Origin of the sequence: Ensifer sp. 2TAB8 (assembly GCF_052115125.1) — a bacterium.
Classification (GTDB): Bacteria; Pseudomonadota; Alphaproteobacteria; order Rhizobiales; family Rhizobiaceae; genus Ensifer.
In genome coordinates, this window is the sequence record NZ_JBFRGB010000001.1 from 364,191 (window position 1) to 385,568 (window position 21,378).

Consider the following 21,378-nt stretch of genomic DNA (forward strand, 5'->3'; position numbering starts at 1 on the left):
CGCGACTGGCCGCCCCTTTTCGCCCCAACCTATCAGAATCACGATATCTTTTTGGCCGAAGCGACCGGAAATCATCGTGATCCGGGAGACCAAGACGTGACTGACGACCAGATCGACCTCTTCGCCCGCATCAGCCACAGCCGCACGGCGGACGAAGTCGTGCAACAGATCGAGCTGCTGATCCTCGAAGGCGTACTGCGCGACGGCGACCGGCTACCTGGGGAACGGGAGCTTTCCAAACGATTCGACGTATCGAGGCCGATCCTGCGCGAGGCGCTCAAGGAACTGGAAGGGCGCGGCCTCGTCGAAAGCCGACACGGTGGCGGCACCTTCGTCGCCGATGTCGTCGGGCAGATTTTCTCCAAGCCGCTGATCGATCTCATCGCCCGTCATCACAAGGCGACGCAGGATTACCTCGAATACCGACGCGAGCTCGAAGGGCTGACCGCGGAACTGGCCGCCAGCCGCGCCACCGATTTCGACCGGGACATCCTGACCAGGATCATCGAGCGCATGCGAACGGCACACGCCGCCGGCGACTTCGACGCGGAGCTCGAAGCCGATATCGAGCTGCACCAGGCAATTGGCGAAAGCGCCCACAACATCATCCTGATGCACACGCTGCGCGCCTGTTATCGGCTGCTCCAACAGGGCATCTTCTTCCACCGCAACTCGGTCTTCGATGCGCCCGGTGCGCGCGACCGGCTGCTTGGTCAGCACGAGGCGATCTACGACGCGATCATGGCGCGGGACCCGGCGAAGGCAAAGGCCGCATCGCAGACCCATATCGACTTTGTCGCTGCCGCAACGCGCGAAGTCGAGCGCACCGGCGAATGGAACCGCATCGCCCGCCTGCGTCTGCAGCAGCGCGATCGCGCGAGCTGACGGATCTGACCAACGCCGAGTTGCCGGCGCTTTATAAACTGCCGTGGAAACACCATATGCTGTCGTATCTGGACCACAGTACAGAGGAAAGCTGACTGCATATCCGGCTGCCCGCCGGCGGCGACGTTTACACGTAACAGGACGCTGCCATACTGGCTTTGACAGAAAACAAAAACACTGATTCGCCGAGAGGAGCGCAGACGACCTTGAACCTCTTGAACAGACTCGCATCCGATGTCCAGTTGATGTTGCGCCGCCCGGCGCGCATGCAATACGCCGCGCTCTGCTATCGGATCCGCAAGAAGACCAAGGCTCTCGAAATCCTGATGATCACCAGCCGCGACACCGGTCGCTGGGTCATTCCCAAGGGATGGCCAATGCAGGGCAAGCGCGCCCACGAGGTGGCAGAGCGCGAGGCCTACGAAGAGGCCGGCGTCAAGGGGCGGGTGCAGAAGGCGACGGCCGGCTACTATCTTTACCAGAAGCGCATGGACCATGGCCTGAAGATCTCGGTCAAGGTGCAGGTTCACGCACTGGAAGTCGACGATCTCTGCAAGCACTTCCCCGAGGAAGGTCGCAGGCAGCTCGAATGGGTCGACTACAAGGAAGCGGCTTCTCGGGTCGCAGAGCCGTCGCTGAAGGATCTCATTCTCGCCTTCGGCGAACGCATGGCGACGCTGCCTGTGCCGATGCCGAAAGCTGCGAACGGCTAGCCTTTCGGGCCATCCCCGGCCATCCGATGCCCCTGAACGCGAGTTCCCGACGCGCGCGGCACCGATGTCCATCAAATCCACTTGAATGCATGTTGCAGTGGCCTTAGTGGCCATGGTGACAATGGAGTTCCAGGCAGTGGCACAGCCGCGCATACGCCTCGCAAAACAGACGATCGACAAAGATCTCGACAAGCTCAGCCTTGCCGAAGAGGCGTCGCGACATGTCCGCCGTAGCCTGGCGGCGCCGGCGCTCGCCGGTCTCTTTCTGCTTCTGAGCATGGCCTTTGCCGCGAGCTTCGTGACGAGTTCCGCGACTGCGCCAATCATCATCGCTGCCGCTGCCATCGCCGGTTACATGGCCATGAACATCGGCGCGAACGACGTGACCAACAACGTTGGCGCTGCCGTCGGCGCCAAGGCGATGTCGATGGCGACGGCACTCATCATCGCTGCCATCTTCGAAATCGCCGGCGCAATGCTGGCCGGGCGCGAGGTCGCGCTGACGATCGAAGCAGGCATCGTCTACGGCGAAGACGTACTCGGTCCACAAGCGATCATCTGGATCATGATGTCGGCGCTCGCTTCCGCTGCGGCCTGGATCAATATCGCCACCTATTCGGGGGCGCCTGTATCCACCACACACTCGATCATCGGTGGTATCGTCGGCGCCGGCATTGCCGCGGCCGGCTTTTCCAGCGTCCAATGGTGGTCCCTTGCCGGCATCACCTTGAGCTGGTCGGTCTCGCCACTGCTTGGCGGCGCAATTGCCGCCGCTTTTCTTGCCTTCCTCAAGGAATTCATCATCTATCGCGAGGACAAGATCGCCGCCGCAAGGCGATGGATGCCGGTCATTCTCAGTGTCACCGCGGGCTGCTTCACCGCATATCTCGCGGAGATCGCCCTGGTCCAGGTTGTGCCAATCTCGCTGCCAACGGGGCTTGGCCTCGGCGTCATCATCGGCACTGCCGTCTATTTTCTGACCAAGCCGTGGATCTACAAACAGTCTGAGGGACTGGACAACCGCAACCAGTCCCTTCGCAAGCTTTTCCGGTTGCCGCTGATCGTGGCCGCTGCGCTGCTGTCCTTCGCCCACGGCGCCAACGACGTCTCGAACGCGATCGGCCCGCTATCGGCGATCGTCTCGGCGCTCGACGGCGTCATCACGACGGAGAAATCACCGGCGCCCTTGTGGGAGCTTGCAATCGGCGCCCTCGGCATTTCGATCGGCCTGCTTCTCTATGGCCCGAAGCTCATCCGCGTCGTCGGCCAGGAAATCACCAAGCTCAACCCGATGCGCGCCTTCTGCGTGGCGCTTGCCACCGCCGTCACGGTGCTCCTGGCATCGGCGCTCGGATTGCCGATCAGCTCGACGCACACGGCTGTCGGTGCCGTCTTCGGCGTCGGCTTCTTCCGTGAATGGTATATCCGCAACTCCAAGCGGCGTCTGCAATATGTCCGTCAGCGGACAGGGCAGACCGATTTCATGGATTCGGCGGAGACCAATTTTGCCGAAGTCCGGCGCCGCCGCCTCGTGCGCCGGTCGCATTTCCTCACGATCGTCGCCGCCTGGGTCATCACCGTTCCCGCCTCGGCCGCGCTATCGGCCGTCCTTTACTTTATCCTTTCCAGCATTTTCATGTGAAAGCACCCGATATGCGCGCCAATTTTCGCATGCAGCGACTGTTCGTCGAGCACGCTCTTAACGCCGGCTCCACCCAGGAGGCGACGAAGGAACAGTTCAACTACCTGGTCAATGTGCTGCGCTATGAGGAAGGCTCCTCGATCCTCACCTTCAACGGACGCGATGGCGAATGGCGCACCGAACTTTCCTTCGCCAGCAAAAAGCGTCTGGTGCTGACATCGGTCGAGCAGACCCGCCCACAGCCGGAACCCTGCGATCTCGTCTATCTCTTTGCACCGCTCAAGGTCGGGCGGCTCGACTATCTCGTGCAGAAGGCCGTCGAAATGGGTGCAGGCCTGCTGCAGCCGGTGATGACCCAGCACGTGCAGGGCAAGCTCGGCAGCATCGAACGGGTCCGCGCCAACGTCATCGAGGCCGCTGAACAATGTGGCGTGCTGGGTATTCCCGATGTGGAAGAGCCGCGTCGGCTTGAGGATGTGCTTTCCACCTGGTCCAGCGACCGCCGCATCATCTTTTGCGACGAAGGCAGCGACAGCCAGAACCCGCTGCCGATCCTTTCCGGCATCAAGGAAAAGAAACTCGCCCTGTTGATCGGCCCGGAGGGCGGGTTCTCGGAAGCCGAACGGACGCTGCTCCACAGCCTCGATTTCGTGAGTGCCATTCCGCTCGGGCCGCGGATTCTAAGGGCTGATACCGCGGCCGTCGCCGCCATGGCGGTCATCCAGGCCACTGTCGGCGACTGGCGATAGCCGGTCGCTCCCGGGAAATCCGGTTGCCGCTCGTTCCTCTAGAACAGGGCGGACCTCTGACAACAAGGCATAGTTGGGTCGACGATACCCAGTTCCAACGAGCTTGCTCCAGCGCAAGCAATCGTCCTACTTTTTTTGATGAGATCTTGAAAGAAATTGACTTGCACCGCACCTGATTACGGTTCAAGCAGCCTTCATCAACTCCCGCTATCCAGTGGGAGCCGCCCAAACAAAAGAAGACGCTCATGGCCCGAGATACCACCGACCAGACGCCGGTAACCTCTGTTGCTGACCTGACCGCCTACCTGGCAGAAGGTTCGAAACCGGAGGAGCGGTTCCGGATCGGCACGGAGCACGAAAAGTTCGCCTTCTTTAAGGCGGACAACAGCCCCGTCCCCTATTTCGGCGAGGCCAGCATCCAGGCGCTTCTGAACGGCATGGCCGCCAAGAGCGGCTGGGAACCGATCATCGACGAAGGCAACATCATCGGCCTCGCCGAGCAGTCGGGCAATGGCGCGATCTCGCTGGAGCCGGGCGGCCAGTTCGAACTTTCCGGCGCGCCGCTCGAAAACCTGCACCAGACCTGCAAGGAATCGAACCAGCACCTCGCGGTTCTGCGCGAAGTCGCCGAGCCGCTCGGCATCCGTTTCCTCGGCATCGGTGGCAGCCCGAAGTGGACCTTCGCCGAGACGCCGCGCATGCCGAAATCGCGTTATGGCATCATGAGCCGCTATATGCCCAAGGTCGGCACCAAGGGCCTCGACATGATGTATCGCACCTGCACGATCCAGGTGAATCTCGACTTCTCCTCGGAAGAGGACATGCGCCGCAAGATGCAGGTTTCCTTGAAGCTGCAACCGCTCTCAACCGCCCTCTTCGCCAGTTCGCCGTTCACCGACGGCAAGCCGAACGGGCTGCTTTCCTGGCGCGGCGACATCTGGCGCGATACCGACAACCAGCGCGCCGGCCTGCTGCCGTCCGCCTTCGGCCCGAATTTCTGCTTTGCCGACTATGTCGAATGGGCACTGGACGTACCGATGTATTTCGTCGTGCGCGACGGCCACTATCACGACTGTACCCACGTCACGTTCCGCCAGTTCATGGGCGGGGCGCTGAAGGGCGAGATCGCCGACTGGCGGCCGAACATGGGTGACTGGACGAACCATCTTTCGACGCTGTTCCCCGACGTCCGGCTCAAGCGCTTCCTTGAGATGCGCGGCGCCGACGGCGGCCCCTGGCGGCGGATTTGCGCGCTGCCGGCCTTCTGGGTCGGCCTGCTCTACGACCGCGAGGCGCTCGATGCCGCCGAGACCCTGACGCGCGACTGGACCCTTGAGGAAGTGACCGCCATGCGAGACACGGTGCCCGTGCAGGCGCTCGCGACCAAGTTCCGCAGCGGCAACCTCTACGACATTGCCCGCGAGGTGATCGCCATTTCGCGTGGCGGCCTGAAGCGCCGCAACCGGCTGAACGGCGACGGTATCGACGAAAGCCAGTTCCTGGCACCGCTCGACGAAGTGCTCGCCAAGAAGGCGACGCTCGCCGAAGATCTGCTGGCGCTCTACAACGGCCGCTGGAACGGCTCGGTCGAGCCGGTCTTTGCTGAATACCAGTACTAGGGCTTACAAAGCACGTTTCAAAAAGCGGTTTCCAGACCCCGATTTCCCGTTATAGTGCAAGGATATGCGCCGTTTGCAGCGGCGCGATTCAAGATGCCGAAGGGGAACTGGCATGGCACCGCTTTTTGACATGTTCGCGCAGGCGCAAAATGGCAAAGCCATCGAACTGATGGCTCAACAATTCGGCATCGCCCAGGAGCAGATGACGAAGGCGACGGCGGCATTGTTGCCGGCGTTTTCGGCCGCCTTCAAGCGCAACACAGCCAACCCTTATGATTTCGGCGCGCTGCTTACGGCGCTCGGTAGCGGCAACTATGCCAAATATTTCGAAGACATGAGCCAGGCCTTCACACCGCAAGGCATGGTCGACGGCAACGGCGTGCTCGGACAGTTGTTCGGCTCGAAGGAAATGTCGCGGGCGATCGCCGCCCAGGCCGCCCAGGTCACCGGCATCAGCCAGGAGATCTACAAGCAGATGCTGCCGGTCATGGCCGACACGCTGATGGGTGGGCTGTTCAAGCAAACGACCGGGCAGTTCGCCGCCGCGGGCGATGCCTTTGCCAACAACCCGATGGCGACAGCCATGCGGCAGTGGATGGAAGCGGCAGGCTTTGCCAAGAAGCCGGAGCCGCAACCCAACCCCTTCGACAATCCCTTCACCCAGGCGATGCAGGGTTTCTTCGGCATGGCCCCGAAGAAGGAAGAGAAGCCGAAGACAGCCGACGTCTTTGCCGACAACCCGTTCGTCAAGGCGTTTCAGGACATGATGCAGGCGGGCGCCACCGGCGCACAGAAGCCGGCAGCCGACAATCCGGCGCTTGCCCAGTTCTCCCAGGTGATGAACAGCATGTTCGACACCGGGCTGGAGATGCAAAAGGAATACCAGAAGAACGTCGAGGCGCTGTTCGACCTCTACAAGACCGGTCCCGGCACAAAGAGCTGAAACGCCCTTCCCCTCGACACACTCCATACCTCCGCCGGACGCAGCAAGTGGCTGCGTCGTCGAGTGCTTGAGCGCCTTTCCGAATACACATCTGAAAAGAAAAAGGCCCGGTACATGTCTTGGTCATGCACCGGGCCAAGCGGCAGGGTTATTGGCTCTACCCTGCGGGGAACGTTTGAGCGCGCGGACAATACGGCCAGCAGCACCGAAACTCTGGAATTCTGAGCATGACCCGCGGCGGCGGCAGGCTTTCACGGATCATGCTCGACTGGCACACACCCTAAGCGGCGGGATGCGCCATGGGGGACAATCAGTCGTGGCGGGTTCCCTTGTAGAAGAGGCTCGCACGGTTTCGCGAAGCGCGCGTCAGGTAACTGGCCGGATTTTCGAAGAAGGGCGAGGTGATCGCCTCGCGCACATCTTCTCGCTTCAGCCCCATGTCCAGGAGCTGACGGTCATCCATGTCGTTCAGACGGCTGATCGCGTATCGGTTTCTCAGTTGGCGCCATACGGACGTCAGCATGGCGACGACGCCGACTGTGCGGGGGGCATAGGACTGCTTCCCTGCAACGAGGTCGAGATCGAGGACGTGCTGTGTCGTGCGCATGACGGTCTCCTTTTTCGGCACGAAGAGACCCATCCCCTGCGGGGGAGGTCAAACGCAGGGGCGGGCCAAAAGATTTGGGAATCACCGGCAAAATTGCCGGCGGGGGATCGATGAATTTGCCCCCGATTGATCGCAAATCCTTATTGATCAGTCCAACGAATGTTTTTAATGATATTCATCAAACAATCTTATGGATGCATCACGGCCATGTCCGCACCGCTCGATATCGATCAGCTCCAGACCTTTGTCGCGATCGCCGACACGGGCAGTTTCACCAAGGCGGCCGACCGGGTCTTCAAGACCCAATCCGCCGTATCGATGCAGATGCGCCGCCTGGAGGAGCGCATCGGCAAAGCACTCTTCATGAAAGACGGCCGCGGCAACCGGCTGACCGTCGAGGGCGACCGACTGCTGAATTTCGCCCGCCGGATGATCCGCCTCAACAACGAAGCGATTGCCTCCTTCGACGACAACCGCCTCGAAGGAACGCTGCGCATCGGCACGCCCGACGATTACGCCGACCGCTACATGCCCGAGATCATCATGCGTTTTGCCAAGACCCATCCGAATGTCGAGCTCTACATCGTCTGCGAGCCCTCCGTGGACCTCGCCGAAAAGATGGCCAAGGGCGACCTCGACATCGCGCTCGTCACGCACAATCCGCGTGCCCGCGCGTCGGACGTGGTGCGGACCGAGCCGCTTTGCTGGGTGAGCTCGATCAACCACCCGTTGCCCGAGAACGCACCGATCCCGCTTGCGGTCGGCCGCCGCGACTGTCTGTGGCGCCAGGCCGCCTGTGCAGCGCTCGATGCGACCGGGCGGGAGTACCAGATCCTGTTCACCAGCTGGTCGTCGACGGTCGTCGCCGCGGCGGTACTCGCGGGCATGGCGGTATCGGTCCTGCCGGAATCGGCATTGCGGCCGGGCATGAAGGTGCTGACGCTCGCCGACGGCTTCCCGGCGCTCGCGCCGGTGCAGATCGGCATCATGAAGCGTCCAGGCCTCTCGCCCTCGCTTTCGAATGCGATCAGCAACCACATCACCGCCTGCCTCGACAACATCACGCCGATCAGCGCCAATGATGACCTCGAGGCCGACATCAAGGGCTTCCCGCGCTATCCGCGTCTCAGGCAAAGCCACATGCTGCCTGGCTGGTAAGAGCCGGCAGAAACCAAAAAGGCCACGCACAGACAGGTACGTGGCCTTTTCTTTTTCCGAGGCCATTCGAGCGCTCGCTTGCCTATTCGGCAGCGGTGTTGACAGTCTCCGCTTCGTAGCCATGTGCCGCCTGAAGCGCTGCGCGGACGCCGGCTTCATAATCCGGATGAACGCGCTTGAAATGTGCAAGCTGACGTTCGACGATCAGCCCAGGCACGCCACCCATGGCAGCGGCGATGTTTGCAAACAGCCGCGCCTTCTCGCCGGCATCAAACAGATTGAACAGCGCGCGCGGCTGGCTGTAGTCGTCGTTGCCTTCGCGGTGGTCGTAGCGCGCCATGTCGCCGCTGATGCGCAGTGGCGGCTCCATCGCGGACGGTTGCTCGACCGGGCCATTGAACGAATTCGGCTCGTAATAGGCATCCGGATTGCCGGTCTGGATGCCGCCGAACGTGTTCATCTGGCCATCGCGGTGATAGTGGTGCACCGGGCATTTCGGCCGATTGACCGGGATGTGCTCATAGTGGGTGCCGAGGCGATAGCGGTGGGCATCGGCATAGGAGAACAGGCGCGCCTGCAGCATCTTGTCTGGCGAGAAGCCGATGCCGGGTACGATGTTGGACGGCGAGAAGGCGGCGTTCTCGATCTCGGCGAAGTAGTTCTCCGGATTGCGATTGAGCTCCAGAACGCCCACCTCGATCGGCGGGTAGTCCAAATGCGGCCAGACCTTGGTGACGTCGAAGGGATTGTAGGGGGTCTTGTCCGCCTCGAGTTCCGGCATGATCTGCACCTGAAGCGTCCAGCGCGGATAGTTGCCCTCTTCAATGGCGCCGTAGAGCGCTTCCTGGTAGCTTTCGCGTGTCCGGCCGATCACGTCCGCGGCCTCGGCATTGGTGTAGAACTTGTGGCCGTGCTGGGTCTTGAAGTGGAACTTCACCCAATAACGTTCGCCGGCATCGTTCCAGAACGAGAAAGTGTGGGAGCCGTAGCCGTTCATGTGCAGCGGCGACACCGGACATCCGCGGTCGGACATCAGGATCGTGACCTGGTGCAGGCTTTCCGGCGACAGCGACCAGAAATCCCACATGGCGGTCGCCGAACGGAGGTTGGTTTTCGGATGGCGCTTCTGGGTGTGGATGAAGTCCGGGAACTTGTAGGCATCGCGGATGAAGAAGATCGGCGTGTTGTTGCCGACGAGGTCCCAATTGCCCTCGGGCGTATAGAATTTCAGCGCGAAGCCACGCACGTCGCGTTCGGCGTCAGCGGCGCCCAGTTCACCCGCAACCGTGGAGAAGCGCGCCAGCATCGGCGTTTCAGCGCCCGGCTGCAGAACCTTGGCCTTGGTGTACTTCGAGATATCGCCCGTGATCTTCAGGGTGCCATAGGCGCCCCAGCCCTTGGCATGCACGGCGCGCTCGGGAATGCGCTCGCGGTTTTGATGCGACAGCTTCTCGATAAGCTGGTAGTCCTGCATCATGACGCCGCCGCGCGGACCGGCCGTCAGCGAATTCTGGTTGTCCGGTACCGGCGCTCCGGCGCTCGTCGTCAATATGGGTCGATCTGACATCGCGTCCTCCTGTCAAAGGGTTCGCGCCCGGGAGATCGCGCAGGGTTGTACCGCCTGCCCGACGGCAGCCAGGGCGGCTGCCAGCCGCCACTTGGGCGACGCTCAAAGCCCGGACGCTTTGGCAAGGCGGTTTTCCCACAGGCATTCGATAATCTCCAATTGCATATAAATTAAAAATCGATAGGATTTTCCTATCATGCTTACACTCAGACAGATGCGCTATTTCGAGGCGCTTGCCTCTGCTCGCCACTTCGGCAAGGCCGCCGAACTCGTCCACGTCAGCCAGCCGGCGCTCTCCGCCCAGATCATGGAAATGGAGAACCACCTGGGCGTGAAGCTGGTGGAGCGCAGCCGCAGCGGCGTTTTCCTCACCCGCAAGGGCGAAGAGGTGCTGACTCGCACCCGGGCCATCCTCGCGGAAGTGGACATGCTGGAGCAGAGCGCCCGCGCCAGCTCCGGCACACTCGAAGGACGTATCCGCATCGGCGTCATCCCGACGCTTGCTCCCTATCTCGTGCCGCGACTGGTGCCGCACTTGCGCCGCGTCTATCCGGCGATCGAGATCGAATTGAAAGAGTCGGTGACGTCGCGACTGGTCGCCGACCTCGGCGAGGGCCTGCTCGACGCCGTCGTTGCCGCACTGCCGATCGAGACTGACGGGCTTTCGACGAAGCCGCTCTTTTCCGATCGTTTCTTCATGGCGATGGCGGACGACGAGCGAAACATCCTGATGTCGCCGCTGACCGAAGACCAGGTGGATGTCGAACAGCTGCTCCTGCTCGAAGAGGGGCATTGCCTGCGCGATCAGGCACTTGCCGTCTGCAGCACGGCCGGCAAGCGCCGCCTCGTCTCGTTCGGCGCCACCTCGATGACAACGCTCCTGCAGATGGTCGCCAACGGCATGGGCATGACGCTGATCCCCGAAATCGCGATCGCGACCGAGGCGGCGCGCAACTCGATCCGGATCGTGCCCTTCGCTGCACCCGAGCCGGCGCGCGAGATCGGCCTCGTCTGGCGCCGCAGCAGCCCGCGCGAGCGCGACATGGAAGCGCTCGCAGCGGCGATCAGCGGCTGCGCCGACGACATCCTCCAGGCGGCTGCCGCCTGACCGGAACCACGCTCAGGCGAGCTTGGCCTTCAGGAATTCGACCGTCCGGCTCCAGGCAAGATCAGCAGCGGGCTTGTCGTAGCGCGCGGCCGAGGTATCGTTGTTGAAGGCGTGGTTGACTCCGTCATAAACGTAGATGGTTGCGTCCTTGCCATTGTCCTTGAGGGCCTTCCGGTAAGCGTCGATGCCGGCATTGATGCGCTCGTCGAGCCCGGCATAATGCAACAGCAGGGCGGCCTTGATTTTCGGCACATCGGCCGCCGGCGGCTGCGCTCCATAATAGGCGACGCCGGCCTTCAGATCCGGGGAACCGACAGCGAGCCGATTGACAAGTCCCCCGCCCCAGCAGAAGCCGATGGCGCCAACCTTGCCGGTCGACTGCTGATGCCCTTCAAGGAAGCTGACCGTTGCCGCGGCATTCGCCGTCGTTGCCGCCGCATCCAGAGCACCGATCATCTCACGCGCCTTGTCCTCGTCCGTCGGCGTGCCGCCCGAAGGAGACAAGAAATCCGGTGCGAGCGCTAGGAAACCTTCGAGCGCCATCCGCCGCGCCACGTCGCGAATATGCGGATTGAGCCCGCGGTTCTCGTGGATGACGATGACGGCAGGCAGCTTGCCGCTGATCTCCGCCGGGCGAACGAGATAACCCTTCATGTCGCCGCTCGCGCCGGGGTAGGAGATTTCCTCGCCCATCACGCGGGCATCGGTGGCGGCAATGATCTCGGCCTTGGCGCCGTTGGCGGCAAGCAGCGGGGCGATCGCAGCGGCGGCGGCGGCGGAGCCCGCCAGGCCCGTGAGCCTTTCCATGAAGCGACGACGATCGAGGGTAAGATGCGTGTATTCGTCGTAGGCGTCGATCATCGCCTGCGTGATTGTCGGTTCCTGCATGTCAGGCTCCTTCGGTTCCGTTGTCCCGCGGCGGCAGACAGAACCGCCCGCGACAGCATAGGTCGGCGGGCGGTCTCGAACAGACAAACTTATGTTACTGGCCGTGAACGACGGTCAGCCGTTGAGATCGAGCACGATGCGGCCGTCGATCTTGCCTTCCTCCATGCGCTTGAAGATCGCGTTGATGTTCTCGATCTTGTCCCAGGTGAAGTGCGAGGCGACCTTGCCTTCACCGGCGAACTCCAGCGACTCCTCCAGATCCTGGCGTGTGCCGACGATCGAACCACGGATGGTGATGCGCTTCAGCACGGTATCAAAGATCGGCAGGCACATCTGGCCGGGCGGCAAGCCGACCAGCGCCATCGTGCCCTTGGAGCGCAGCATGTTGAAGGCCTGCTCCATCGCCTTGGGGGCCACCGCCGTGACCAATGCGCCATGCACACCGCCGGTCGCCTTCTGGACCTGTTCGACCGCGTCCTTGTCACGCGCGTCGACGACGACGTCGGCGCCGAGCTTTCGTGCAAGCTCCAGCTTGTCCGGGAAGATATCGACGGCGGCAACATGCATGCCCATGGCCTTGGCATATTGCACCGCCATGTGGCCGAGGCCGCCGATGCCGGAGATCAGCGCCCATTCTCCGGGGCGCACCTCTGTTTCCTTCAGACCCTTGTAGACGGTGACGCCGGCGCAAAGGATCGGTGCGGCCGCTCCGAATTCGAGCTTTGCCGGCAGGCGGCCGACGAAATTCGGATCGGCAAGGCCATATTGGGCAAAGGTGCCGTTGACCGAATAGCCCGTGTTCTGCTGGCTGCCGCAAAGCGTTTCCCAGCCGGTGCGGCACGGCGTGCAGCCGCCGCAAGCCGTGTGCAGCCACGGCACGCCGACGCGGTCACCTTCCTTCAGCCGCGTTACACCGCTGCCGAGTTTGGCGACATAACCGACGCCTTCGTGTCCGGGAATAAAGGGCGGCTTCGGCTTCACCGGCCAATCGCCGTTGGCGGCGTGCAGGTCCGTGTGGCAGACGCCCGTCGCCTCGTATTTGATCAGCACCTGGCCGGGGCCTGGCTCCGGTATCGGCACATGCTCGATTCCCAGCGGCTTGCCGAATTCGCGAACCACGGCGGCTTTCATCGTTGCGGTCATCTCGTCCTCCGATGCGTTGTCGTCCTAGGTCGGCGATGTCACGCCAACGGCAGCCAGACTACACGCGGAAGCCGCAGCGCGTACTTGATACACATCAAGGCGCGAAATCAGAGACGCAAACTGTCTCAGATCTGAGCCACGTCAGCGACGCAGCAGGGTGCTGTGTGCTCGGATGAACGGCAAAAGGTCGCTTCGACCGCGGTCAGCTCATCGCCATCCAGACGGCAAGCCACACCCACATGGCAAACAGCGTCGCGACGCCCCCCATGAACAGCGGGCGGCGATAGCGGATGCGGTTGCTGGTGACGTGCACGCAGGCGTGCACATACCGCAGCACGACGAAGAGCCAGGCAAGAGCCAGCGAGACGATGTTGTCGGCCTCGGTGATGTAGAGCAGTACGCAGCAGACGTAGAACAGGACCGGCAGCTCGAACTGGTTGGCGATGCTGTTTTTTACCACCAGGCTTTCACCCGGCTCATCGCGGTTCTCGCGAAATTGGGCGGCATGCACCTTGCCGGCGCGCACGAGGCTCACACGGCGGAAGGAGAGCAGTGCGTAGAGGCAAAAGACGAGGAAGACATGGGCCACGATCGGCCAGAAAATCTCAAAACCCGTCATACGCCTACTCCCTGAAACATGCTTGCAGCGCCGCGTCCTATATGACGCTTCGGGGTCGCTGCAACTCTCTAAGACTTGCTGAAAATCACCTGCTTTGAAAAGCCAAAGGCGCCGCGCGATGACGCGGCGCCTTTGGAATGCAATCACGATCAGTGCGCGCCGGGATAGTTCGGGCTTTCGCGGGTGATCGTCACGTCATGGGCGTGGCTTTCGCGAAGGCCGGCACCGGAAATGCGCACGAACTGGGCGCGCTCCTGGTATTCCTTGATCGTCGGGCCGCCGACATAGCCCATGGATGCCTTGAGGCCGCCGGCCAGCTGGTGCAGCACGCCTGCAACCGGGCCCTTGTAGGGAACCTGGCCTTCGATGCCTTCCGGAACCAGCTTCAGCGTGTCACGCACTTCCGCCTGGAAGTAACGGTCAGCCGAGCCGCGGGCCATGGCGCCGACGGAACCCATGCCGCGATAGGCCTTGAACGAGCGGCCCTGGTAGAGGAACACCTCGCCCGGGCTTTCATCGGTACCGGCGAGCAGCGAACCGATCATGACGGCCGAAGCACCGGCAGCGATCGCCTTGGCAAGGTCGCCCGAGAACTTGATACCGCCATCGGCGATGACGGGAATGCCGGCCGCCTGAGCGGCTTCGACGGCGCCCATGATCGCAGCGAGCTGCGGCACGCCGACGCCGGCGACGATGCGCGTGGTGCAGATCGAGCCCGGACCAATGCCGACCTTGACCGCATCCGCACCGGCATCGATCAGCGCCTTGGTACCTGCGCCGGTGGCGACGTTGCCGGCCATGATGCGAACCGAGTTCGAGAGTTTCTTGACGCGACCGACGGCATCGAGCACGCGCTGCGAATGGCCGTGAGCAGTATCGACGACGATCAGGTCGACGCCGGCATCGATCAGACGCTCGGCACGCTCAAAGCCGTCATCGCCGACCGAGATGGCGGCGGCGGCGCGAAGGCGACCCTGGGCATCCTTCGAGGCGTTCGGGTTCAGCTGCGCTTTCTCGATATCCTTGACGGTGATGAGACCGACGCAACGGCCGTCGCCATCGACGACGAGCAGCTTTTCGATGCGATGGGCGTGCAGCAGGCGCTTGGCTTCCTGCTGGTCGACGCTTTCCTTGACCGTGACCAGGTTCTCATGGGTCATCAGCTCGTGGATCTTCTGGTTCGGATCCGAGGCGAAGCGGACGTCGCGGTTGGTGAGGATGCCGACGAGGCGGCCCTGCTTCTGGCCACCGGCACCGCCGTTTTCGACGACCGGGATGCCGGAAATGCCATGCTGCTTCATCAGGCCCAGCGCGTCGGCGAGCTTGGCTTCGGGGCCGATCGTCACCGGATTGACGACCATGCCGCTTTCGAACTTCTTGACCTGACGGACCTCTTCGGCCTGTTCGGCCGGCGTCAGGTTACGGTGGATGACGCCGATGCCGCCGGCCTGAGCCATGGCGATCGCGAGACGCCCTTCGGTCACCGTGTCCATGGCCGAAGACAGGATCGGCAGGTTGAGATCGATGTCCTGCGCAATGGTGGTAGCGATGTTGGTCTGACCCGGCATGACTTCGGAATGTCCGGGCAGGAGCAGAACGTCGTCGAAGGTCAAAGCCTCCAGACCAGTTGCCGTTTCGATGATGCGCGCCATGGCCAATTCCCTTCAAATAGCGAAAATCCCCGGGGACGGGCTGCGATTTGTCCACCGGGCGACTTCAAAGCGTGTCTTGGAAGTTGGCGAGGGCTCGTAACACGGATATGTCAGGATGAAAATAGCCAAAGCCGGGAAATGTCCCGCCTTCGGCCGATATTTGTTGCAGAGCAGCATTTTCGCGCGATACGCCCCCTGAACCGGCTGGTTGCCGATCAGATATCGAGCTGATAGCTGACGGGCACGAAGCGATAGCCTTCGCCCTGTTTCTCGACGAAACCGACGGCGGGGAACGGCATGTGGTAGCCAATGAAGGGCAGCCGGTCGCTGGCGATCATGTCGAAGACCCTGCGGCGCGTCTCGGCCGCCTTCGCCTTGTCCATGTCGAAGCGCACTTCCCAATCGGGGCGCTGCAGCGACAACACGTAGTGGTTGGCGGTATCGGCCGTCAGCATCATGCCCTTGCCGTCGGAATCGAGGCGGAACACCATATGACCCGGCGAATGACCAAAGGCGGCAACGGCCGAGATGCCGGAGACCACCTCCGCGCCATCGCCGATGAAGGTGGTCTTTTCCGCCAGCGGCACCACCTTTTCCAGCACTGCCTTGTGGCCGTTTTCCGCCGGTGTGCCGGCCCGCGCCGGATCCTTCCAGAAGGCGTATTCGGCTTCGCCCATCACGTAGCGAGCATTGGCAAAAGCCGGCTTGCCGGCCTCCATGAGGCCGGCGATGTGATCGCCATGCATATGGGTCACCACGACGACAGAGACCTGCTCCGGCGCATAACCGGCGGCGCGCATGCCTTCGACGAGGCGGCCCATGCCGGCTTGCCGGCCCCCCTCACCCATGCCGGTATCGAAGAGCACGACATTCGTTCCGGTATCAACGAGCACCGGCGAGAAACTGTTGACCAGCGCCTCCGTCGGCAGAAAGTTCTGCTGCAGCAGTTCCGCGACCGCCTGCTGCGGCTGGTTGGTGCCGTAGATCTCGTGCGGTTTCTCGGTGACGCGGGTGCCGTCATTGACGACAACGACCTTGAAAGCACCAAGTTTGAGGGATCGGATCGGGGGATGGCTAGCGTTCATGTCGGTCTTTCCGCCTTTTCCTCAGCCACCGCAACGCCCGTCATCAATGTTGGCGCCGCCAGCACGCCAAATGCTCCCGCCCCCATCAAGGTCCTGCGCTTCATCGACATCTCGCTCATCATCCATTCCCACCTTGTTGCCCTGTTGAATCCCGTTGCCCCATGGACAACTGGGCCAGAAGTAGCGTCTTGACAGCAAAGGCCAGCCGGGATCACAGGCTTTTGATCCGCAATCACCGGTTTCGCCCCGACAAAAGCCATCACCGGCATTATTAGCTTCTGCTTATCGCAGACCGACTCCGAAGCGCCGTTTCATGAACCGTATCGTCCCGATGATCCTCGCCGTCGCTCTCTTCATGGAGCAGATGGATTCGACCGTAATCGCCACGTCGCTGCCGGCCATCGCGCGCGACATTGGCGTCGGCCCGATTACCCTCAAGCTGGCGCTGACGGCCTATATGGTGGCACTGGCGATCTTCATTCCCTTGAGCGGCTGGATGGCGGACCGCTTCGGCGCCAAGAAGATCTTTCGCGCGGCGATCCTCGTCTTCATCGCCGGCTCCATCTTCTGCGCCATCTCCAACAGCCTTGTCGCCTTCGTCTTCTCGCGCTTCCTGCAGGGCATGGGCGGGGCGATGATGACGCCGGTCGCCCGCCTGGTGCTGGTGCGCGGCACGCCGCGCAGCGAACTCGTCTCGGCGATGGCGCTTCTCACCATCCCGGCGCTTGTCGGGCCGCTCGCCGGACCGCCGCTCGGCGGCTTCATCACCACCTATTTCTCCTGGCACTGGATCTTCCTGATCAACGTGCCTGTCGGCATCGCCGGGTACATCCTCTCGGGCATCTATTTGCCGGAAATGGAAACGCGCGATCCGCCGCCGGTCGATGCGCTCGGTTTCGTGCTTGGCGGCATTGCCGCATCCGGCATCGTCTTCGGCCTGTCAGTGATCAGCCTACCGGCCCTGCCGCCTGCCGTCGGCATCGCCTCGGTGGCGATCGGCGTGGTCGCGGCTCTGCTCTATATCCGCCATGCTCGCCGCCATCCGGCACCGGTTCTCGATCTCAAGCTCTTCAAGGACAGCGCGTTTCGCGCCGCCTCGATTGGCGGCACGATCTTTCGCATCTCGGTCGGCGCCGTGCCCTTCCTGATGCCTTTGATGCTGCAGGTGGGCTTCGGGCTCAATCCGTTCCAGTCGGGCCTCATCACCTTCATCGGCGCGGTTGGGGCCATCACCACGAAGTTTTATGCGCGGCGGGTGCTTGCCTTTGCCGGCTTCCGCACGACCCTGATCCTCGCAGCCATCCTCGCCGCGATCACCACCTTCGCCAACGGCTTCTTCACACCGGCAACACCCTATCTGGTGATGATCACCGTCCTGCTGATTGCAGGCTTTGCCCGCTCCTTCTTCTTCACCAGCGTCAACGCACTTTCCTTTGCCGACATCGATGACGAGGACGCCAGCAAGGCGACCTCGATGAGCGCGGTACTGCAGCAGATCAGCCTGGCGCTCGGCGTTGCCGTTGCCGGCGCGATCCTGGAAATCGAAACGAAGCTCAGCGGCGGCCCGCTGCAGCTCGACGATTTCCACACTGCCTTCATGATCATCGCCGCCGCCAACCTGATCGCGGCGATCCCGTTCCTGACCATGGCGAAGAACGCCGGCGCCTCGGTCTCCGGGCACCGGCTGCCGGCCCGCGAAATCGAAACGGCCGCGGGGAAGTAAGGAAACTCAGAGAAAGGCGTGGCTGCCTCCGGGCCGCGAGGGCGACGCGAACTTACTCCGGGCGCTCGCAGACGGCAGCGATCTTGTTGCCGTCGAGATCGCGCACCCAGGTGCCATAGAAGTTCGCGTGGAAGGGACGCAGTCCCGGCGCGCCCTCGTCCGTGCCGCCATTGGCAAGGGCTGCCGCGTGAAAGGCATCGACGGCCGCGCGCGTCTCGGCCGTGAGGGCGATGCTCACGCCATTGCCGTAGGTGGCGGGTTCGCGGTTGAATGGTGTTACCACCCAGAAGCGGATTCGGTCGCCGGCAACGCCATAGCCGATCTCGGTCTCGTCCTGCCGCTGGCGGTGGAAGCCGAGCGCAGGCAGCACTGCATCATAGAACGCGCCGGCACGTTCGAGATCGTTGGTTCCGACGGTCACGTAGAGCAGCATGTTATTCGGCCGCCTCGTCTTCGGTCTCAGTCTCGCTACCGGCCTTCCGACGTCCCTTGAAGCCCTTGGCGAGCAGGAACATTTCGACCGATTCGGCCCGCGACGAGGCCGGCTTCACATGAATGACCTGGCGGAAATTCTGCTTGAGCATATTGAGCAGCTCGCGCTCCGTGCCGCCCTGGAAGGTTTTCGCGAGGAAATGCCCGCCCTCGGCCAGCACGTCGACGGCGAAATAGGCGGCGACCTCGCAGAGATGCATGGTGCGCAGGTGGTCGGTCTGGCGGTGGCCTGTCGTCGGCGCCGCCATATCCGAAATCACGAGATCCGGTGTACCGCCGATCGCTTCCTTCAGCTTCTCCGGTGCTTCAGGGTCGAGGAAGTCCATCTGCAGAAAACGTACGCCCGGGATCGGGTCCATTTCGAGGAAATCGATCGCCGCAACGCGCGGATCGGTGTCGGTCGAATTGGTGACCTTGGCGGCAATCTGCGACCAGCTTCCAGGCGCGGCACCGAGGTCGATGATGCGCCGGGCGCCGCTCAGAATTTTGTGCTTCTCGTCGATCTCCAGCAGCTTGAACGCCGCGCGGGCGCGATAACCCTCGAGCTGGGCTCGCTGCACATAGGGATCGTTGATATGGCGCTCCAGCCAGCGGCGGGAGGATGCCTTGAGCTTGCCCTTCTTGACCTTCTGGCCAAGCTTGCGGCCGCTACGGTTGCCGCCAACAGGGGGTTTCGTCATGGCTTGTTTCCTTCGTGGCTGCCGGAGGCATTGGAACCGCGCTGGTGGCGGCGCGGCCGCGACCGGCGCCAGGCGCCGTCGTCCGCCATCATATCGGTGAGCAGGCCTTCGCGCAGGCCGCGATCGGCGACGCGCATGCGCGTCGACGGCCAGCGGCGGCGGATGGCCTCGAGGATCGCACAGCCCGCCAGCACCAGGTCGGCGCGATCCGGACCGATGCAGGGATTGGCGGCGCGCGCATTGAAATCCCAGGAGAGCAGGCGCGCCTGCATGGCAGAGACCTCGTCGTCGGTGAGCCACAGCCCATCGACTCGGCGGCGATCATAGCGCGGCAGGTCGAGATGCACGCCGGCGAGCGTCGTCACCGTGCCGGAGGTGCCGATCAGGTGGAAGCCGCTGCCGGACGCGCCATTTGCCAGCGCTTCGACCGGTGGGCTGTCGAAGCGGGCGAGCATGCCCTCCACTTCCTGCACCATCGCCTCGAAGCTTGCCGGCGTCACATGCTGGCCGCCATGGCGCTCCGAAAGCGTGACGACGCCGACCGGCAGCGAGGTCCAGTGGGTGATGTGATTGGCAAGCCGGTTCGACCGGGCATCGCCAATCCGGATGACGGCGATCTCGGACGAGCCGCCGCCGATATCGAACAGAACGACCGAGCGCGTCTCGCGGTCTACCAGCGACGAGCACCCGGAAACGGCAAGCCGTGCCTCCGTCTCGCGGTTGATGATCTCGAGATCAAGGCCGGTTTCCCGCGCCACCCGCTCAAGGAAGGTTTCCCCGTTTTCAGCAGCGCGCGCGGCTTCGGTCGCGATCAGGCGGCTGCGGCGGATCGTACGGGCGCCGAGCTTAGAGGCGCAAATCTTCAACGCTTCGACCGCGCGCTCCATCGCCTCGTCCGACAACCGGCCGCTAGCGCCCAGCCCCTCGCCCAGGCGAACGATGCGCGAAAAGGCATCGACCACCCGGAACTGGCCGGGACGGGTCGGCTGCGCAATCAGCAGTCGGCAATTGTTGGTGCCGAGGTCGAGCGCCGCATAGAGCGGCGCCGGCGGCTCGCCGGCTGCAACATAGGGCGCACGCGGCTGTTCGGCGCGCTGGCCTGGCCGATGCTGCGCACCTGCCTGTGCATTGGAGGCGGAAGATCCCGATCGTGTGCTGCCGCTACCATCGCCACCAGCCCTTTGCTGCGTCGGCTGGCGCTCGCCGCTCGTCAGCGGCCGGCCCTGAAGCCCACGGCGATGCCGTGCCTTCTTGCTGCGCTTGTGGCCCTTGCGCTCGCCGAGCGAGGGCTCGATGAGTTGCGCGCGATCGCCCTGCTGAGCGGACGCAACTGCGGCCTGTTGTTTTGCTGATTTCGAACGACGACGACGCTTGCGCTTGCGCGCCGGTTCCGCCTCGTTCTCTCCTGCGGGACGCCCTGCCGTACCGGCACTGCCGGACTGGCTGGCAATTGCAGACGGCGAAGCAGACGACTTGCGTCGTTTCCGCTTGCCCTTGCCGTTGCGCGGACCGAGCTTCGATCCATCACTGCGGCCTGCTGCCGACGCCCCGGATTCAGACGGCTTTTCGCCGTGATCGGGGTCTTTCACTTGTCTCAACCATGGCGCCGCGCAAGCCGTTAGGCCGCTCAAGGCGCTCTCTCGATTTTTCGTTGGCGCGACTGTACCAGCGCAAGCCCCATTCGCCAAACTGTTTTTGACTGTGCTGCCAAGGGTTAAGGCCAGTTGAGGCCGACTCAGCGACAACGATCGCAATCAGCGCCCCCGCAATTGCACGTCAACGCCACCGCTCAGCGGCTGATACCTGGCACCAAACACACCGTCGACGCCGGCAAACCGGTGCAAAAATCCGGCTGCCACATCGAGATCGCATTTTTTTGCCAAAAGGTATTTGCATTGGCCGCGCTTTTGTTTATAAGCCCGCCACACCGACGCAACGGGCAGCGCCCGACAGCGACCTTGGGGAATAGGTTAACGGTAGACCAGCGGACTCTGACTCCGTTAGTCCTGGTTCGAATCCAGGTTCCCCAGCCAACGGTTTTATCTCGCAGAATTGAAGAATGAACGGATCGGGCTGATCTCCGCCTTGCCGTGTGCGTGATATTG

18 protein-coding genes, 1 tRNA gene and 1 pseudogene are annotated in these 21,378 nt (G+C 62.9%); 10 read left to right on the forward strand and 10 right to left on the reverse strand.

What is annotated here, in order from left to right:
• Positions 1–96 precede the first annotated feature (96 nt).
• The 6 genes from AB4Z53_RS01840 to AB4Z53_RS01865 all read left to right on the forward strand — a co-directional run bounded on the left by AB4Z53_RS01840 (position 97) and on the right by AB4Z53_RS01865 (position 6,551).
• Positions 97–885, forward strand: a complete 789-nt coding sequence (locus AB4Z53_RS01840; protein WP_113536324.1) for a FadR/GntR family transcriptional regulator — start codon at positions 97–99, stop codon at positions 883–885.
• 206 nt (positions 886–1,091) lie between these two features.
• A complete protein-coding gene (locus tag AB4Z53_RS01845; protein ID WP_441594374.1) occupies positions 1,092–1,598 on the forward strand; it encodes an NUDIX hydrolase in 507 nt (168 codons plus the stop codon).
• A 136-nt stretch (positions 1,599–1,734) separates the two neighbouring features.
• Positions 1,735–3,240 carry an inorganic phosphate transporter gene (locus AB4Z53_RS01850; RefSeq protein WP_113536744.1) on the forward strand — a complete coding sequence of 502 codons (1,506 nt, stop codon included), beginning with the start codon at positions 1,735–1,737 and terminating at the stop codon, positions 3,238–3,240.
• Positions 3,241–3,251: 11 nt separating this feature from the next.
• Positions 3,252–3,989: a 16S rRNA (uracil(1498)-N(3))-methyltransferase gene (locus AB4Z53_RS01855; RefSeq protein WP_441594376.1), complete on the forward strand. Its 738-nt coding sequence runs from the start codon at positions 3,252–3,254 to the stop codon at positions 3,987–3,989.
• A gap of 245 nt (positions 3,990–4,234) precedes the next feature.
• Entirely contained in the window at positions 4,235–5,608 is a 1,374-nt protein-coding gene (locus tag AB4Z53_RS01860; protein WP_441594378.1) for a glutamate--cysteine ligase, read from the forward strand.
• 112 nt (positions 5,609–5,720) lie between these two features.
• Positions 5,721–6,551 carry a DUF937 domain-containing protein gene (locus AB4Z53_RS01865; RefSeq protein WP_441594380.1) on the forward strand — a complete coding sequence of 277 codons (831 nt, stop codon included), beginning with the start codon at positions 5,721–5,723 and terminating at the stop codon, positions 6,549–6,551.
• A 310-nt stretch (positions 6,552–6,861) separates the two neighbouring features.
• Here AB4Z53_RS01865 and AB4Z53_RS01870 read toward each other — a convergent pair whose 3' ends face one another.
• Entirely contained in the window at positions 6,862–7,158 is a 297-nt protein-coding gene (locus AB4Z53_RS01870; protein WP_113536745.1) for a DUF1127 domain-containing protein, read from the reverse strand.
• A gap of 207 nt (positions 7,159–7,365) precedes the next feature.
• Between AB4Z53_RS01870 and AB4Z53_RS01875 the strand changes: the two genes are divergently transcribed.
• On the forward strand, positions 7,366–8,316 hold the full coding sequence (locus AB4Z53_RS01875; protein ID WP_043618309.1) for a LysR substrate-binding domain-containing protein: 951 nt from the start codon (positions 7,366–7,368) through the stop codon (positions 8,314–8,316).
• 82 nt (positions 8,317–8,398) lie between these two features.
• Here the strand turns inward: AB4Z53_RS01875 and katA are convergent, their stop codons facing one another.
• Complete coding sequence (gene katA / locus AB4Z53_RS01880) at positions 8,399–9,883, reverse strand: catalase KatA (protein WP_441594383.1); 1,485 nt, start codon at positions 9,881–9,883, stop codon at positions 8,399–8,401.
• 196 nt (positions 9,884–10,079) lie between these two features.
• On the opposite strand from katA, the gene AB4Z53_RS01885 reads away from it, so the two are divergent.
• Entirely contained in the window at positions 10,080–10,991 is a 912-nt protein-coding gene (locus AB4Z53_RS01885; protein ID WP_223726540.1) for a hydrogen peroxide-inducible genes activator, read from the forward strand.
• Positions 10,992–11,003: 12 nt separating this feature from the next.
• Here AB4Z53_RS01885 and AB4Z53_RS01890 read toward each other — a convergent pair whose 3' ends face one another.
• The 5 genes and pseudogenes from AB4Z53_RS01890 to AB4Z53_RS01910 form a co-directional block, all read right to left on the reverse strand.
• Positions 11,004–11,879, reverse strand: coding sequence for a dienelactone hydrolase family protein (locus tag AB4Z53_RS01890; protein ID WP_441594385.1), 876 nt, complete (start codon positions 11,877–11,879; stop codon positions 11,004–11,006).
• 114 nt (positions 11,880–11,993) lie between these two features.
• Complete coding sequence (gene adhP / locus AB4Z53_RS01895) at positions 11,994–13,022, reverse strand: alcohol dehydrogenase AdhP (protein WP_441594387.1); 1,029 nt, start codon at positions 13,020–13,022, stop codon at positions 11,994–11,996.
• 202 nt (positions 13,023–13,224) lie between these two features.
• Positions 13,225–13,641: an MAPEG family protein gene (locus tag AB4Z53_RS01900; RefSeq protein ID WP_441594389.1), complete on the reverse strand. Its 417-nt coding sequence runs from the start codon at positions 13,639–13,641 to the stop codon at positions 13,225–13,227.
• 149 nt (positions 13,642–13,790) lie between these two features.
• Positions 13,791–15,293 carry an IMP dehydrogenase gene (gene guaB / locus AB4Z53_RS01905; RefSeq protein ID WP_113536334.1) on the reverse strand — a complete coding sequence of 501 codons (1,503 nt, stop codon included), beginning with the start codon at positions 15,291–15,293 and terminating at the stop codon, positions 13,791–13,793.
• 215 nt (positions 15,294–15,508) lie between these two features.
• Positions 15,509–16,500: pseudogene (locus AB4Z53_RS01910) on the reverse strand (MBL fold metallo-hydrolase).
• A gap of 191 nt (positions 16,501–16,691) precedes the next feature.
• On the opposite strand from AB4Z53_RS01910, the gene AB4Z53_RS01915 reads away from it, so the two are divergent.
• Entirely contained in the window at positions 16,692–18,101 is a 1,410-nt protein-coding gene (locus AB4Z53_RS01915) for a DHA2 family efflux MFS transporter permease subunit (protein ID WP_113536335.1), read from the forward strand.
• A 52-nt stretch (positions 18,102–18,153) separates the two neighbouring features.
• Here AB4Z53_RS01915 and AB4Z53_RS01920 read toward each other — a convergent pair whose 3' ends face one another.
• The 3 genes from AB4Z53_RS01920 to AB4Z53_RS01930 are packed head-to-tail and all read right to left on the reverse strand — an operon-like array spanning position 18,154 to position 20,862.
• Positions 18,154–18,534 carry a VOC family protein gene (locus AB4Z53_RS01920; protein WP_291149334.1) on the reverse strand — a complete coding sequence of 127 codons (381 nt, stop codon included), beginning with the start codon at positions 18,532–18,534 and terminating at the stop codon, positions 18,154–18,156.
• 1 nt (position 18,535) lies between these two features.
• Complete coding sequence (locus AB4Z53_RS01925; protein WP_441594392.1) at positions 18,536–19,273, reverse strand: RlmE family RNA methyltransferase; 738 nt, start codon at positions 19,271–19,273, stop codon at positions 18,536–18,538.
• The gene (locus AB4Z53_RS01930) at positions 19,270–20,862 is read right to left on the reverse strand and encodes a Ppx/GppA phosphatase family protein (protein WP_441594394.1); all 1,593 of its coding nucleotides are present in this window, start codon (positions 20,860–20,862) and stop codon (positions 19,270–19,272) included. The genes AB4Z53_RS01925 and AB4Z53_RS01930 overlap by 4 nt, the downstream gene beginning before the upstream one ends.
• Before the next feature lie 370 nt (positions 20,863–21,232).
• On the opposite strand from AB4Z53_RS01930, the gene AB4Z53_RS01935 reads away from it, so the two are divergent.
• Positions 21,233–21,306, forward strand: a tRNA-Gln gene (locus AB4Z53_RS01935).
• The last annotated feature ends 72 nt before the right edge of the window (positions 21,307–21,378 follow it).